The following is a 14,664-nucleotide window of genomic DNA, read 5'->3' as shown; positions in this document are numbered from 1 at the left end:
ACAACCGGGTATTGCATCTACCCCGAGGGGCCGCATGGCATTACAGTGATTGCATTCGCCAACCGTTGTCGTAACACTTGCCGGAGTTATTGTTCAGGCACACTTATGAAATATACCGACCTGCGAGAATTCATTCAGTTTCTGGAACAACGCGGTGAGCTTAAGCGCATCTCCGCAGAAATCGATCCCTATCTGGAAATGACCGAAATCTGTGACCGAACCCTGCGGGCTGGCGGCCCCGCCCTGTTATTCGAAAATCCCAGGGGCTTTGATATCCCGGTGCTGGGCAACCTGTTTGGCACACCGGAACGGGTCGCCATGGGTATGGGCCAGGAGAATGTCGCCGCCCTGCGCGAGGTCGGCGAACTGCTGGCCTTTCTGCGGGAACCGGAACCGCCAAAAGGCGTTAGGGATCTCTGGGAGAAGCGCCATAAATTCAAACCCATCCTCAATATGCCCGCCAAGGTGGTGAAAAATGCACCCTGCCAGGAAGTCATTATTGACGGCGCCGAGGTGGATCTCGGCAAACTGCCCATCCAGACCTGCTGGCCCGGGGATGCAGGCCCACTGATCACCTGGCCCCTGGTGATTACCAGGGGACCGGAAAAAGAGCGCCAGAATCTCGGCATCTACCGGCAGCAGGTAATCGGCAAAAACAAGTTGATCATGCGCTGGCTGTCCCACCGCGGCGGCGCGCTGGACTTCCGCGACTGGCAACTGGCGCATCCGGGGGAACCCTTCCCGGTAGCCGTCGCCCTGGGCGCGGACCCGGCGACCATTCTCGGCGCTGTCACACCGGTGCCGGATACCCTGTCCGAATACGCGTTTGCCGGACTGCTGCGCGGTGAGAAAACCCGCGTGGTCAAATGCCTGGGCAGCAACCTTCAGGTCCCCGCCAGCGCGGAATTCATTCTCGAGGGTTATCTCTATCCCGATGAAATGGCCGATGAGGGACCCTTTGGCGACCACACCGGTTACTACAATGAAGTGGACCGGTTTCCGGTGTTCACCGTGGCGCGCATCACCCATCGCCGCGACCCCATCTATCACAGCACTTACACCGGCAGACCGCCGGATGAGCCGGCCATTCTCGGCGTGGCACTGAACGAGGTGTTCGTGCCCATTCTGAAAAAACAGTTTCCGGAAATTGTCGACTTTTATCTGCCGCCGGAGGGCTGCTCCTACCGGATGGCCGTGGTCACCATGAAGAAACAATACCCGGGCCATGCCAAACGCGTGATGATGGGGGTATGGTCATTTTTGCGGCAGTTCATGTACACCAAATTTGTAGTGGTCACCGATGACGATATCAATGCGAGGGACTGGCAGGATGTCATCTGGGCGATGACAACCCGGATGGACCCGCGACGGGATACGGTGATTATCGACAACACCCCTATCGATTACCTGGATTTCGCATCACCGGTTTCGGGGCTTGGCTCAAAAATCGGTTTCGATGCCACCAACAAGTTTCCCGGCGAGACCCACCGCGAGTGGGGTCGACCCATCACCATGGACCCCGATGTCAAAAACAGAGTCGACGAGATCTGGGCCTCTTTGGGGATCGAGGGGGATTGATCCTGGTCTGAGCGTTGGAAGAGATAATCGCAACGCCTCTCTTCCAACACTCACCCATCAGAACTTAACTTACTGGTGAGCAATGGTTTTTTCAGTAAACAGGTAATCTTTCAGCTCGTGATCAAAGGCCGGATCCTGACGGCGAATCCATTCCAGCACCATCGCGGCGTGCTCTTTCTCCTCATCGCGATTGTGGGCCAGAATGGCTCTCAGCTCGGGATCCTTACAGGCATCCACTCGCTGGTTGTACCAGTCAACAGCCTCCAGCTCCTCCATCAATGAGGTGATGGCCCGGTGCATATCCCGCGTTTTGTCGGTCAATTCATTAATGGGTTCGTGGTAACCTTCATTGGCCATATTGGCGTCTCCTGTGTATGTCTGATTAAACGATTTCTGTGATTAATCCGTGTGGCCGACAATCAATCTAGCGACTGCTGGCAACTAAATCAAATAGTGGGGGCGATTTCCGGGAAGCCCTGCTCTGCAGCCTGCCACCATAATACGCCCGATCAACTCAGGCGTTGCCTGAAATCCTCATAACCAAATTGACGAATCACCCGCAACTGGTCGGTTTCCGGGTTCCACAGGGCAATCGAGGGCAAATTGATGCCATTGAAGGTCGTCGTTTTGACCATGGTGTAATGGCTCATATCATCAAACATCAGTCGCTGCCCCACTTCGAGAGGTGCTGCAAAGCTGTAATCGCCAACCACATCTCCCGCCAGGCAGGTCATACCGCCAAGCCGATAGCTGTGGGCAAATTCACCGGGCAAGCCGGCACCGATGACCCTGGGACGATAGGGCATCTCCAAGATATCCGGCATATGGCAGGTGGCAGAGGTATCGAGGATTGCCTGGGCCATGTCATTCCAGGCCAGATCCAGCACCTCGGTGACCAGCACTCCGGTGTGAATAGCGACCGCTTCGCCGGGCTCGAGAAATACCTGCACCTGGTAGCGGGCGCTGAAATCCCTGATCAGCGCAATCAACTCATCCACCTGATAACCCGGCTCGGTAATGTGATGGCCGCCGCCAAAGTTAACCCACTCCATCTGCGGCAGCAGGTGCCCGAATTTCTCCTCCACCGCCATCAAGGTCCGCTTCAGGGGTTCCACATCCTGTTCACAGAGGGTATGAAAATGCAGCCCGGTAATACCCTCCAGGGATTGCCCTTCAAACTGTGACAGGGGAATACCCAGTCGAGAACAAGGGGCACAGGGATCATAAATGGGCACATCGCCCTCGGAGTGCTGGGGGTTGATACGCAGGCCAAAGCGCAAACCGGGGCGGGCTTTTTTGGCTTCCTGCACCAGCGGCTGAAAACGCTGCCATTGGCTGAAGGAGTTGAACACCACATGGTCGGCCAGCTTGAGGATTTCCCGCAGATCCTCCTCCGTGTAGGCCGCCGAAAACACATGCACCTCGCCGCCGTACTCCTCGCGGCCGAGCCTTGCCTCGTGCAGGCCACTGGCACAGGTACCGGACAGGTATTTGGCCACCAGCGGCGCCAATCGCCAAAGTGAAAAGGCTTTCAACGCCGCCAGCACTCTGGCACCACTTTCTTCCTGTACCCGATGCAGAATTTTAAGATTTCGCTCCACCGCCTGCTCATCCACCACAAAACAGGGCGAAGGCACCCGAACGGGGTCAAATGTTTCCAGCGCGTTTTCTGCAGCCAATACTGTTCCGTTATTACCTGTCAAAAATCAAACTCCTGTGTTCGACACAAACCGTCATCCGGCTTTCACCTCCGGGTACCATCACCCGGGGACCGCCCCGTAGCGCGTCATTATACGTCTTTAAAAACCGATAAAACTGCCGACGACAAACACAACAGCCACGGTCCACCCGATCATCGATTTACGGCCAGTTTACCGCCGGGGCTGTCACCATGCCCGCAGGTCAATAAATCTATTCCATATAACCATACGGGTACTGCTAAACTGTGTTTTGATGACGATTCAGTCTGCTGACGCTGACTTTTTCTTTGTTTTTTACGGACTACAGCCTATCGGCAAGATTCTTCACAATGCATACCACTGAATCAGGAATGAGTGATCAACGCAGTGGGGGTTCCCAACCTCAACCGACGACACCCGTCCGGTCAATTCAATGGGTCGGCCACAGCGCCGCCATGGCGTTGCTTTACTTCATCACGGCCAAGGCATCACTGCTCATTCATCTGTCCTCTGGGCCCGCCTCTCCTATCTGGCTGCCCGCCGGGCTGGCCGTTGCCGCATTGCTAATCGGCGGGCGGCGCCTCTGGCCCGGCGTATTACTGGGCGCTTTTCTGTCAGACCCGATGCTGGCGCCGACCGCAGCAGGGATGATCGCCGCCTGCAGCTATGCCGCAGGCGTAACGGTACAGGCACTGCTCGGCGCAACCCTGGCAAGAGCTTACCTTGACCGCCAGGTGCTATCAGTTATACCCGGTCGAGAGTGGCACTTTCTGTTCTCGGCAGGCCCCCTGGCCTGCCTTATGTCACCGACTATTGGCGCCTCCTCCCGCTACCTGCTGGGCATACTGCCTGCCGAGGATGTGGCCCAGCAGTGGTTAGTCTGGTGGGCGGGCGATGCCATCGGGGTGGTGCTGTTTGCCCCCCTGGTGCTGTTGCTCTGGCCCAACAGCCAACCCGGCGCCAGGCCGCGCTACCGGTTTGTGTTGCCACTGCTGATGACCACGATACTTTTAGTGGCCGGCAGCCTCACCCTGTCGCGTCTGGAGCTGGCAGAGGCCGAGGCCAACCTGTCCCGGCAGGTCCAGACACTCGCAGACCTGAGTTTCCTGACACTGAACGAGAAAATTTCGCCGCTGTATGCAGTGGAATCCTTTTTCTCGGCAAGTGAGCAGATAACCAAGGATGAGTTTCATCGCTTCAGCAGCCATATTTCAAACCGGCCACACATTAACCGGGTGGACTGGGCGCCGAGGGTTACTGCCAATCAACGACAGGTATTTGAAACCGAAATGCGCAAGCAGCACACCGAATTCGCCATCAGCACCGTAGATAAGGATTGGCAAAAAATCAGCGCACCGGCAGGGGGCGACTATTATCCGGTGCAATTCAGCGCCCTTTCAGAAGGCGCTGAATTCAACCCGGTGGGCCTTGATCACGGCCAGTTCGATGATCGCCGCCGGGCAATCAACACCGCCATTCGCTCGGGGGAGGCAACTGCCCGGATCGTCGATCTACACCCCTCTCTCACCGGCGTTCTGGTTTTGTTTCTCCCTGTGTTTGAGCCAGCGGCGGGGGCACTGCCTAACCGGAAAGGTTCGGTAATGGGCTTTGTGGTCGGTATTATTGATTTCAGGCAGCTGTTTCTGCCACTGGATCTCGCCGCCCGGGAAAACCAATTGCATTATCAGATTACCGGCTTTTCGGATAGCGGCAGCAAAACCCTGATTGCCGGGGAACTGCCAGCCGGTGCCCATCCCAGCTGGAGCCATAGTATCCGCGTGGCTGACCAGATATGGCGACTGGATATGGCGGTGGGGAAAGACGCCATCAGCCATGCGGTGCGCTGGAGTTTTATCGGTTTCTCTCTGCTGGCGGGGTTGCTGGTTTCTTTCGCTGTGCTCAGCAGCCGGGCCTACCAATTGCTGAGTTTTCAACAGCACCAGACCATGCATAACAGCAGGGAATTACTGAATGCAATTATTGAAAGTGCCGGTGACCAGGTCGTCGCCGTGGATACCGCATTCAAACTTACGGCATTCAACCCGGCCTACGCTGAATTCGTTCAGCAAGTGTTCGAGATAACACCAAAGATAGGCCAGCTTATCGATAGTGTTCTACCCAAAGCCGGTGTCGACATGGAGTATGCCAGTGATATTCGCAGTAATATCAAAAAAGCCCTGGCCGGGGCGTCTGTCAAAACCAGTAAAAAAGTCACCCTGGGCGGCCAGGTCAGGGTATTTGAGGTGAGCTATAACCCCATAATCAACAACGACGGCACCATCATCGGTGCCACCCGAATTGCCCGGGACGTCACCTCACAGCGAGAACTTGAGGCCGGCCTCCAGCAGCGACTCGACGAGTTGCGCCGCTGGCAGAAAGCCACACTTGGCAGAGAATCCCGCACACTTGAGCTAAAACGCGAGGTTAATCAGCTGCTTACAAAGATGGGCAAAGCGCCTCGCTACGATGACCGGGGCGAAATACTATGAGCGAGGCCTTCCTGCCACTCCTGCAAAATACGGCCCTGTTACTCGCGGTGGTGCTGCTTTATGACATGAGCCGATCGTTGCACCCACCCATCAGGCCATCCCTCAACCATATTGTGGTTGGCCTGATCATGGGTGCGATCACTGTTGCCCTGATGCTGTCGCCCTTTAGCTTTACGCCGGGCATCCACTTTGACACCCGTTCGGTGCTGATTACGCTGACGGGCCTGTTTTTTGGCACCCTGCCGACGATCATTACCATGACCATCGCTTCGCTCTTCCGGCTTTATCAGGGCGGGGCCGGTGCCGAAACTGGCATCGCGGTGATTCTCGCCTGCGGCACACTGGGGCTGCTGTGGCGACACGTCAGGGGCAGTTCACTGGCCACCCTGGGATGGTCAGAGCTGTACAGTCTTGGCATTGTGGCGCATATCCTCATGCTGGCACTGATGCTGACCCTGCCCGGTGATCGGGCAATTGCGGTACTGGCGAGCATCACGCTTCCGGTAATGCTGATTTATCCGATCGCGACCGTACTCTTGGGTCTGCTGATGGTAAAGCGGCTGCAACAGGAACAGGGTGCCAACCGCCTGGAAGAAAATGAAGAACGACTCCGGCTGGCGTTGGCTGCAGCGGGACTGGGCCTGGTGGACATTGATCTGCAGAGCGGCAGACTGGTTGTCAACGAGGGCTACAACCAGATTCTGGGACGCAGTCTCGACCAATCCCATGAAACACTCAGCGGTGCCCTCTCCTGCATCCACCCCGATGATCGGCAGCACGCGCTGGATAGCTTTCGGCACTACCTGAATAACAGTGCGGGCAAACAACCCGGCGAGCTCTATCAGGAGTTTCGCATCCGGGATAATGCCGATAACTGGATCTGGGTCGCATCACTCAGCAGGCTGGTTGCCTGGGATCAGAGAGGCGGCCCGTCCCGCATGCTGGCCACCCTCACCAATATCAATCCGAGGAAAGAATTTGAACAGGGCCTTGAAACCGCCCATCGCGAGACGAGCCGACTGCTCCATGAATCAACCCAGGCGCGACTGGCATTGCTGGGTGTGCTGGAAGATCACCAGGCTGCCGAACAGGCGCTTCGGGAGAACGAAAGGGCGCTCAATGAAGTCAGTCGCATCGCCCTGGTGGGTGGCTGGGAATACGACTGCGATTCGGAAATTATGCAGTGGACCCAGCAAACCTGTGAAAATTTCGGCATTGCAAACAACATCGCTCCCAGCTTTTCGCTAATCTATTCGCTGCTTGAGGACGCCGATCGCACCACCCTGCAGGCGTCGCTGGAAAGGTGCCTCGATGAGGGGAAATCCGTCGACCTCGAGCTTTCCATCGTCAGGGAAAAGCAGGTTATCTGGCTGCGCTTCATCGCCAAGGCCGCCCGGAACAATCTTCACCGTGTCACCCGGCTGAGGGGTACCGTACAGGATATTACCCAGCGGAAGCAGGCCATCGAAAAGCAACAGCAGAGCTATAACCTGCTGATGAAACTGGCCGCGCAGGTACCCGGCATGATCTTCCAGTTTCAGCTGTTTCCCGACAGCACCAGTGCGATTCCCTGGTGCAGTCCGGCCATCAGAAACATTCTCGGCCTGGAGGCCGCCGACGTGGCAGAGGATGCCTCCCCAGCTTTCGATCGCATTCATCCCGATGATGTCAGCCGCCTGCGAACCCAGATACGTATTTCAGCCGAAGAACTCTGCCCACTGCACGCGGAATTCCGGGTCCTGTTGCCGGAACAGGTGACCGAGTGGCGACTCTGCGATGCCATTCCGGAAAGGCTCAGCGACGGCAGTACGCTCTGGCACGGGATTACCACTGACATTCATAGCCGCAAGGAAAACGAGGAAGCCCTGAAGCTGGCCGGACTGGTCTACCAGAACAGCAATGAGGCCATGATGGTCACCGATGCGGCCGGCACCATTATTGATGTTAACCATACATTTACCACCATGACCGGCTATTCCCCCCAGGATGTTATTGGCCAAAACCCCAGTATCCTGCGCTCCGGCAGGCATTCGGCAAGTTTTTATGCGCGGATGTGGAAGACCATGGAAAGCACTGGGCACTGGGAAGGGGAGTTGTGGAACAAACGAAAAAGTGGCGAAATTTTCGCTGAATGGCTCTCCATCAATGCTGTCCATAATTCCGACGGCTCGGTTCATCGCTGGGTCGCACAGTTCTCCGATATCACAGAAAAGAAAGCCAATGAGCAACTTATCTGGGAACAGGCCAACTTTGACCCGTTAACCGAGCTGCCCAACCGCCGGATGTTTTACGATCGCCTGGGACAGGAAATCAAAAAGGCTCATCGCTCGGCATTGTCGATGGCCGTGCTGTTTATCGACCTTGATCATTTCAAGGAAGTCAACGATACGCTGGGCCACGAAAAAGGCGATCAGCTACTGGTTGAAGCCGCCAGCAGAGTTGGCCACTGTATCCGTGAGACCGATACGGTGGCCCGCCTCGGTGGTGATGAGTTCATTATCATTCTCAGCGAACTGGAGGGGCTGCTGAAAAATGCCGATCAGGCCATGTATGCGGCCAAAAAGGAGGGGCGCAACGGCTATCAATACTTCACCCCTTCCATGCAGGAATCCGCTCTCAAGCGGATGCGCATCGTCAACGACCTCAGGATGGGGCTGGAAAAGCTCGAGTTGTGGGTCGCCTATCAGCCCATCATCAATTTGCGAACCGGTGACATTCACAAGGCCGAAGCTTTGATGCGCTGGCAACACCCCATCGAAGGCTTGATCGGCCCGGATACCTTTATCCCGATTGCCGAGGAAACCGGCCTGATCCATCTGATTGGCGACCGCCTGTTTGAAGATGTCGCGGTGATGTCACAATCCCTGCGCGCGGACTTCCATCCGGAATTCCAGATCAGCATGAATGTCTCACCGGTGCAACTGAATAACCGCAGCAAAACCGTGTTTCAGATTTGGCGTGAGTCAATGTTTGATCTGGGTCTGCCCGGGCAGGCGGTGGTGCTGGAAATTACCGAGGGGTTACTGCTTGAACAGCGCACCATTGTTACCGAGCAGCTGCTGGCCTTTCGGGATGCCGGTATTCAGGTGGCCCTGGATGATTTTGGCACCGGTTACTCGTCACTGTCCTATCTGAAAAAATTTGATATTGATTATTTGAAAATTGACAAGACCTTTGTCAGCAACCTGCGGCCCGGCAGTGAAGACCTGGCACTGTGCGAGGCCATTATCGTGATGGCCCACAAGCTGGGCATAGAGGTGATCGCCGAGGGGGTGGAAACCGGCGACCAGCGGGATCTGCTGACAGCCGCCGGTTGTGACTATGCCCAGGGCTACCTGTTTGCCAAACCCATGGCTGGGGAATCCTTTAAGGCCCACTTACTGGCGAGCAAACAATACCCAGAGCGCAGCAGTTGCCCTGAAACCTCGGGAGAAAAAGTCGGTGCCGACCGATTGATTCAACCTCGCAATCAGCGTTGGTAGTCCTCAATTACCGTCCAGGGCAACCCGTATTTGTTCATGTCCGCCATAAAGGGATCGGGATCCAGCTGTTCCAGATTCCATACCCCCGGCTGCAACCATTTGCCTTCCAGCATCATCTTGGCACCGATCATCGCCGGTACCCCGGTGGTGTAGGAGATCGCCTGGGATTGAACCTCGGCATAGCAGGCCTGATGATCGCAGATGTTGTAGAGGTAAACGGTTTTCGGCTGGCCGTCCTTGATACCGGTGACCACGCAGCCGATACAGGTTCTGCCTTTGGTGCGCGGACCGAGGCTGGCCGGGTCGGGCAGCAGGCGCTTGAGAAACTGGATTGGCACAATCTGCTGGCCGTTGAAATCCACCGGCTCGATGCCGGTCATGCCGACATTGCCCAGCACCTCCAGGTGTTTCAGGTAGCTCTCGCCAAAGCTCATCCAGAACTGGGCGCGCTTCAGGCCGGGAAAGTTTTTCACCAGCGATTCCAGCTCTTCGTGGTACATCCGGTAGATGTTGTAGGTGCCCACCCCTTCCGGGCAGGTGAAGGACTGCTTGGTGGACATCGCCGGGGTGGTAACGAATTCACCATTTTCCCAGTGGCGACATTCGGCGGTCACTTCGCGGATATTGATTTCGGGATTGAAATTCGTGGCAAACGGATAGCCGTGATCGCCACCGTTCACATCAATGATGTCCAGGGTGTGAATTTCGTCGAAGTAGTGTTTGGCAATATAGGCGGTAAACACGTTGGTGGCGCCGGGATCAAAACCTGAACCGAGCAGCGCCATCAGGCCCGCCTGCTTGAACTTGTCCTGATAGGCCCACTGCCAGCTGTACTCGAACCTGGCGGTATCCAGTGGTTCGTAGTTGGCGGTATCCAGGTAGTTGACGCCCGCTTCCAGACAGGCATCCATAATGGTCAGGTCCTGGTAGGGCAGCGCCACATTGATCACCAGATCCGGTTTGGCGCGATTGATCAGCGCCACCAGTTCCGGCACATTGTCCGCATCCACCTGCGCGGTCTCGATAGGCCGGTCGAGCTGCGAGGCAATGTGCCGACATTTCGCTTCGGTGCGACTGGCGAGGACTATCTCCTCAAAGACCTCCGGCAACTGGGCGCACTTGTGGGTCACGACGCCGCCGACCCCACCGGCACCGATAATAAGTACTTTTGCCATGCTTAACTCCTCAACCTTTTTCTTCGTCAGCCCACAGACAGATTATCTTTAATGCGAACCAACTCTTTTTGCGAAAACGGATTGGCTTCACGCCACGATCAGTCGGGCTCAAATCAGTCCCGCTCAAAATAGGTGTAGCCATTCAGGCTGTTACTGAAAGTCTTTAACATCCGTTGGCGCTCGGCCACGCTGATACTGCCAGAACGCACGGCGGTCTCGGCACAGATACGAAATTTTTCATACAACTCCTTGGGGTTGTATTCCACGTAACTGAGCACATCGCCGATGGTATCACCCTGAATTTCCTCAACAAATTCAAACTGTCCCTCGCCATCAATGCGAACGCTCACCACATGGGTATCGCCGAACAGGTTGTGCAGATCCCCCAGGGTTTCCTGATAGGCACCCACCAGAAACACACCGAGGTAATACTCTTCGCCCTCTTTGAGGTCATGCAGCGGCAGGGTGCGGGTTTCGCCGTCGGCATTGGCAAACAGATCGAGTTTGCCGTCGGAGTCACAGGTCAGGTCGGCAATGATCGCTTTGTTAGTAGGTGCTTCATCCAGTCGATGGATTGGCATCACCGGAAAAATCTGGTCGATTGCCCAGGAATCCGGCAGGGACTGGAACAGGCTGAAATTACCGTAATAAATGTCCGCCAGCGCCTCATCCAGATTGGCCAGCTCTGGCGGAATGCGGCGCAGCGAGGGCAACAGCAGGCGGGTGCGCTGTAACACTTCCAGGTACAGGTTTTCCGCCAGGGCGAGTTCGCGCAGTTGCACCTGACCCTGACGGAACATGCGACGCATATCCTCCCGGTAGTGGGCCGCATCGTTACAACACTCCTGAAGATTGGTGTCATTCAGCGACTGCAGGGTTGCCCAGAGATTATCGAGCGATTCAGTACAGTCCTCTGGCAGCTGATCGGGAATACCGTTGGACTTGAAGTAACTCACATCGAGAATATTGAACAGCAGTACCGAAGAGTAGGCCACTGTGGCCCGTCCCGACTCGGTAATCAGGGTGGGGTGCGGGATATCGCTGTTGTTGAGCGCCTCGGTAATGGTTTCCACGATATCGACGCAGTACTCCTCCAGGGAGTAGTTCTTGCTGTGGGTTTCGTTGGTACTGGCACCGGTGTAATCCACCGCCAGACCGCCGCCCAGATCGAGATGACCCAGCGGGGCGCCCTCTTTTACCAGGTCCACATAGTAGCGACAGGCTTCCTGAACACCGTCGCGGATATTGCGAATATTCGGGATCTGCGAGCCGATGTGATAGTGCATCAGTTGCAGGCAGTGCAGCATATCCGCTTCGCGCAACCGATCCAGCACATCCACCAACTGCGTCACGGTGAGGCCGAACAGTGAGCGGTCACCGCTGTCTTCAAACCAGTGGCCCTCAACCTTGGCAGCCAGTTTCAGGCGCACGCCGATCAACGGCTCAATACCGAGGCGTTTGCTCTGCTCCAGAATAATACCCAGCTCGGAGGGGGTCTCGATCACAAAGAAACACTTCAGGCCCAGTTTTCTGGCATGCAGGCCAAGCTGAATAAATTCGGCATCCTTGTAACCGTTACAAATGATACAGGCCTCACGATCCTGCAGATGTGACATGGCGATAATCAGTTCCGCCTTGCTGCCCGCCTCGAGGCCGTGATGATACTGGCTGCCAAATTTGGCAATCTCTTCCACCACATGACACTGCTGATTGACCTTGATGGGAAAGACACCGCGGTACTCGCCCTGGTAATCCATTTGGCGGATGGCATCAGCAAAACTTTCGTTGAGATAGGTGATTCGCTGGTCGAGCAGATTTTCAATCCGCAACAGCACCGGCATGGCGTGGCCGCGCTGTTCCAGACCAGCGACAATGTCGAGCAGGGAAATTTGGTGAGAGCGCCCGTTGTGAGGTGCAATAACCGTTATTTCACCCTTTTCTGAAAGGCCAAAGTACCCGGCACCCCAGTCGTTGACGCCATAGAGACTCGCCGAATCCACAATGGACCAGCTCTGGCCTTGATGATCATTCAAGATAACCACTCCGACATATTTATAATTCTGTATAACCGCCGAACATAACCAGAATATGTCAACTTCAATTCCGGCTACCCTCTGGCAGAACATTGAAGCACGGTACCAATGGCGCCGGCAGACCCGCCAGGCAAACACACCGTTACGAGCCCCTACCCAGCCGCGCTGGCTGGCGCCACTTTCACGAGAAAAGTACCGCGAGAAAAGGCCATTCTAAAGGAGACGACTTTAAATTCCGAACGAACTTTTTGTCGGGGGCACGAGCACGTTATCCACCGAGCGTGACAACCGGCAAACACGCCATTAGCTCATATCTGCCCAGGGGTTTGACTTGTCGAATACCACTGCGTTGCCAAAACCCGGCATGGTCAGCCCATCACGGCTGAACTGAATGGCCCTGTCATCGATGACCTGTTCACCAAACCGGTAAATGACATCAAGCTCTGCCCGATCTGCCCGCAACTCATAGTCCGCTGCCCGCTGGCGGGTCTGCTCAAGGCGCAAACGGTAATCAGCCATTGCCGCACCATAACGACGGCTCAACATATCCTCGACCTTGCGGGGGGATACGACCACGGCAGTTGCATTATTGCCACCAAAACCCTTGGAGTTTATCAGCGCCAGATCCATGCCCCGCTCCCTGACATCCCGGTCCTGCAAAGGAAACGAAGTATGGGTTTGGCAGACATCGGCAGCAACCCGATCAATTGTTTTAATACCCGGAATCAACTGGTATTTGAACGTGCCCAGCGCCGACATCAACTGATCGCCACTGGCGGAAGCTATCGTATGGCCTACATAGGCCTTCACTGCCGCCACCGGCCAGTCACTGATTCCGAAAGCGGCGGCGACCCGATTGAAAATTTCTGATTCGGTAACGCGGTTGGCAGGGGTGCTGGAGCCGTGGGCGTGAATAAAGCTGTTGTGCTTAACCGTGTCCTCACCGAGGATTGCCACTGCCGATGCGACAGCCTTGGCAAACGATACGTAGTTGCCGGCACCGGGGGCGGAGATGGATTTCTTCAGACCATCGGCATTGATAAAGACCTCGGGCACGGCTCCGTGAATATCGGCACCCAACTCCACGGCCAGCGCGTCGTCCATCAACACCACAAACTGGGTCCCCTCCGCCAGGGTGAAACCACAGTTTTCACCAAAAGGTCGACTGGCTCGCCGCCAATCCGGCAGACTGGAACCATCGAGTTTGCAAAGTCCCTCGTCGGTGCCCAGCGCCCCCATATTGGTAAAGCCTTCAAATATCTCAGGTGTCAGACTGGCTTCGGCATTGCCCACCACCGCAACACGACGCCGACCACTGCGGATATCCCGCACAGCCGCCTGTAGCACGTAAAGAAAGGAGGCGCAGGCTCCCGTAATCGCCTCGGTATGCCCCACACTGCCCAGCACATAGGCATTTATAAAATCTGCCGGCATGGTATTGAGTCCCAGGGCCAGCTGTTTGGAGGAAGTTCGTTCACTGCGCAAACGGCTCTGTAATAATCCGCCAAAACCTTCCGGCGCCAGCTGTCCAAACACACTGGAGCCATAGACACCAATTTCGTCCGGGTGAACAGCGGCGACTATCTGCTCCCAGGGGACACCGACGGAGTGAATCGCATCGCTGGCGCCCAGCAATGCCAGTTGCAACCCTCGCGGATGAAATCTCGAACTGTACTGGGCTGCGGGATCAAAACCGGAGGGTAACTGGCCGGCCGCCTTGGCCAGCTGCTCGGTCTGCACCGGCACCAGAAATTCTCCGGTATCACGGGAATGGATTTCAAAACTGCCGCCCTCAAGCGGGCGTACGTTCCAATGCTCGGGAATCTGCGCCGGCATATCCCTGCGACTCAGGGTAAATCGCACACCACCCTCATCGTGTTGCTGCATTTGTACACGCTTGTGACCAGTGACTTCATCAGGATTGTAGATGGTGTTTTCCAGGCGGCGGATCAGGGTTCCAGCCATGACCTGGTCAGCAAAGGTCGAGGCCACGGCGGCCGCATCATAGGATTGTCCGGCTTTGTCACGGTACGAACTGCCATCCCACTTCACCAGACCCATAAGACAGGCCAGGCCCACCAGTGTTTTATTGCGTTCAACGGGGGGCAGGGACTCAACTACCGTTCGGCGAAAACCCTGGTGTGAAGAGCTGCGTCCGGCGGCATTGTAGCCACCAAAACCGACAATAACGGGTAAAGCTTGCATGTTGCGCTGCATCCAGTTGAATT

At 56.1% G+C, this 14,664-nt stretch carries 8 protein-coding genes; 3 read left to right on the top strand and 5 right to left on the bottom strand.

The annotated features are described in order from the left end of the window. Positions 1-105: 105 nt before the first annotated feature. Positions 106-1,578 (top strand): 4-hydroxy-3-polyprenylbenzoate decarboxylase, encoded by a 1,473-nt coding sequence (gene ubiD / locus QZ516_RS01375; protein ID WP_297185149.1) that lies wholly within the window; start codon positions 106-108, stop codon positions 1,576-1,578. Positions 1,579-1,647: 69 nt separating this feature from the next. Here the strand turns inward: ubiD and QZ516_RS01370 are convergent, their stop codons facing one another. Further along, positions 1,648-1,935 (bottom strand): ferritin-like domain-containing protein, encoded by a 288-nt coding sequence (locus tag QZ516_RS01370; RefSeq protein ID WP_297185146.1) that lies wholly within the window; start codon positions 1,933-1,935, stop codon positions 1,648-1,650. 152 nt (positions 1,936-2,087) lie between these two features. Beyond that, positions 2,088-3,257, bottom strand: a complete 1,170-nt coding sequence (gene nspC / locus QZ516_RS01365) for a carboxynorspermidine decarboxylase (RefSeq protein WP_297185537.1) — start codon at positions 3,255-3,257, stop codon at positions 2,088-2,090. A gap of 371 nt (positions 3,258-3,628) precedes the next feature. Here nspC and QZ516_RS01360 point away from each other — a divergent pair, with 371 nt between their 5' ends. Together QZ516_RS01360 and QZ516_RS01355 are read left to right on the top strand one after the other, a co-directional pair. Next, a complete protein-coding gene (locus tag QZ516_RS01360) occupies positions 3,629-5,746 on the top strand; it encodes an MASE1 domain-containing protein (protein WP_297185143.1) in 2,118 nt (705 codons plus the stop codon). Beyond that, entirely contained in the window at positions 5,743-9,228 is a 3,486-nt protein-coding gene (locus QZ516_RS01355; protein WP_297185140.1) for an EAL domain-containing protein, read from the top strand. The genes QZ516_RS01360 and QZ516_RS01355 overlap by 4 nt, the downstream gene beginning before the upstream one ends. Here QZ516_RS01355 and QZ516_RS01350 read toward each other — a convergent pair. The 3 genes from QZ516_RS01350 to QZ516_RS01340 form a co-directional block, all read right to left on the bottom strand. Next, a complete protein-coding gene (locus QZ516_RS01350; RefSeq protein ID WP_297185535.1) occupies positions 9,216-10,433 on the bottom strand; it encodes a saccharopine dehydrogenase family protein in 1,218 nt (405 codons plus the stop codon). The two genes, QZ516_RS01355 and QZ516_RS01350, sit on opposite strands and share 13 nt — an antisense overlap. A gap of 83 nt (positions 10,434-10,516) precedes the next feature. Then, positions 10,517-12,436 (bottom strand): biosynthetic arginine decarboxylase, encoded by a 1,920-nt coding sequence (speA, locus tag QZ516_RS01345; protein ID WP_297185137.1) that lies wholly within the window; start codon positions 12,434-12,436, stop codon positions 10,517-10,519. A gap of 303 nt (positions 12,437-12,739) precedes the next feature. Further along, positions 12,740-14,641, bottom strand: a complete 1,902-nt coding sequence (locus QZ516_RS01340; RefSeq protein ID WP_297185135.1) for a beta-ketoacyl synthase — start codon at positions 14,639-14,641, stop codon at positions 12,740-12,742. Positions 14,642-14,664 lie beyond the last annotated feature (23 nt).

Origin of the sequence: uncultured Porticoccus sp. (assembly GCF_913061305.1) — a bacterium.
Taxonomy (GTDB): Bacteria; Pseudomonadota; Gammaproteobacteria; order Pseudomonadales; family Porticoccaceae; genus Porticoccus.
The sequence above is the reverse complement of the archived record's forward strand: the minus strand, read 5'-3'. Positions and strand labels throughout refer to the sequence as shown.

Excerpts from the sequence above, each read along its gene's own strand:
- QZ516_RS01360 (WP_297185143.1), top strand. The coding sequence starts at position 3,629 with ATGAGTGATCAACGCAGTGGGGGTTCCCAACCTCAACCGACGACACCC.
- QZ516_RS01355 (WP_297185140.1), top strand. The coding sequence starts at position 5,743 with ATGAGCGAGGCCTTCCTGCCACTCCTGCAAAATACGGCCCTGTTACTC.
- QZ516_RS01340 (WP_297185135.1), bottom strand. The coding sequence starts at position 14,641 with ATGCAAGCTTTACCCGTTATTGTCGGTTTTGGTGGCTACAATGCCGCC.
- QZ516_RS01370 (WP_297185146.1), bottom strand. The coding sequence starts at position 1,935 with ATGGCCAATGAAGGTTACCACGAACCCATTAATGAATTGACCGACAAA.
- ubiD (WP_297185149.1), top strand. The coding sequence starts at position 106 with ATGAAATATACCGACCTGCGAGAATTCATTCAGTTTCTGGAACAACGC.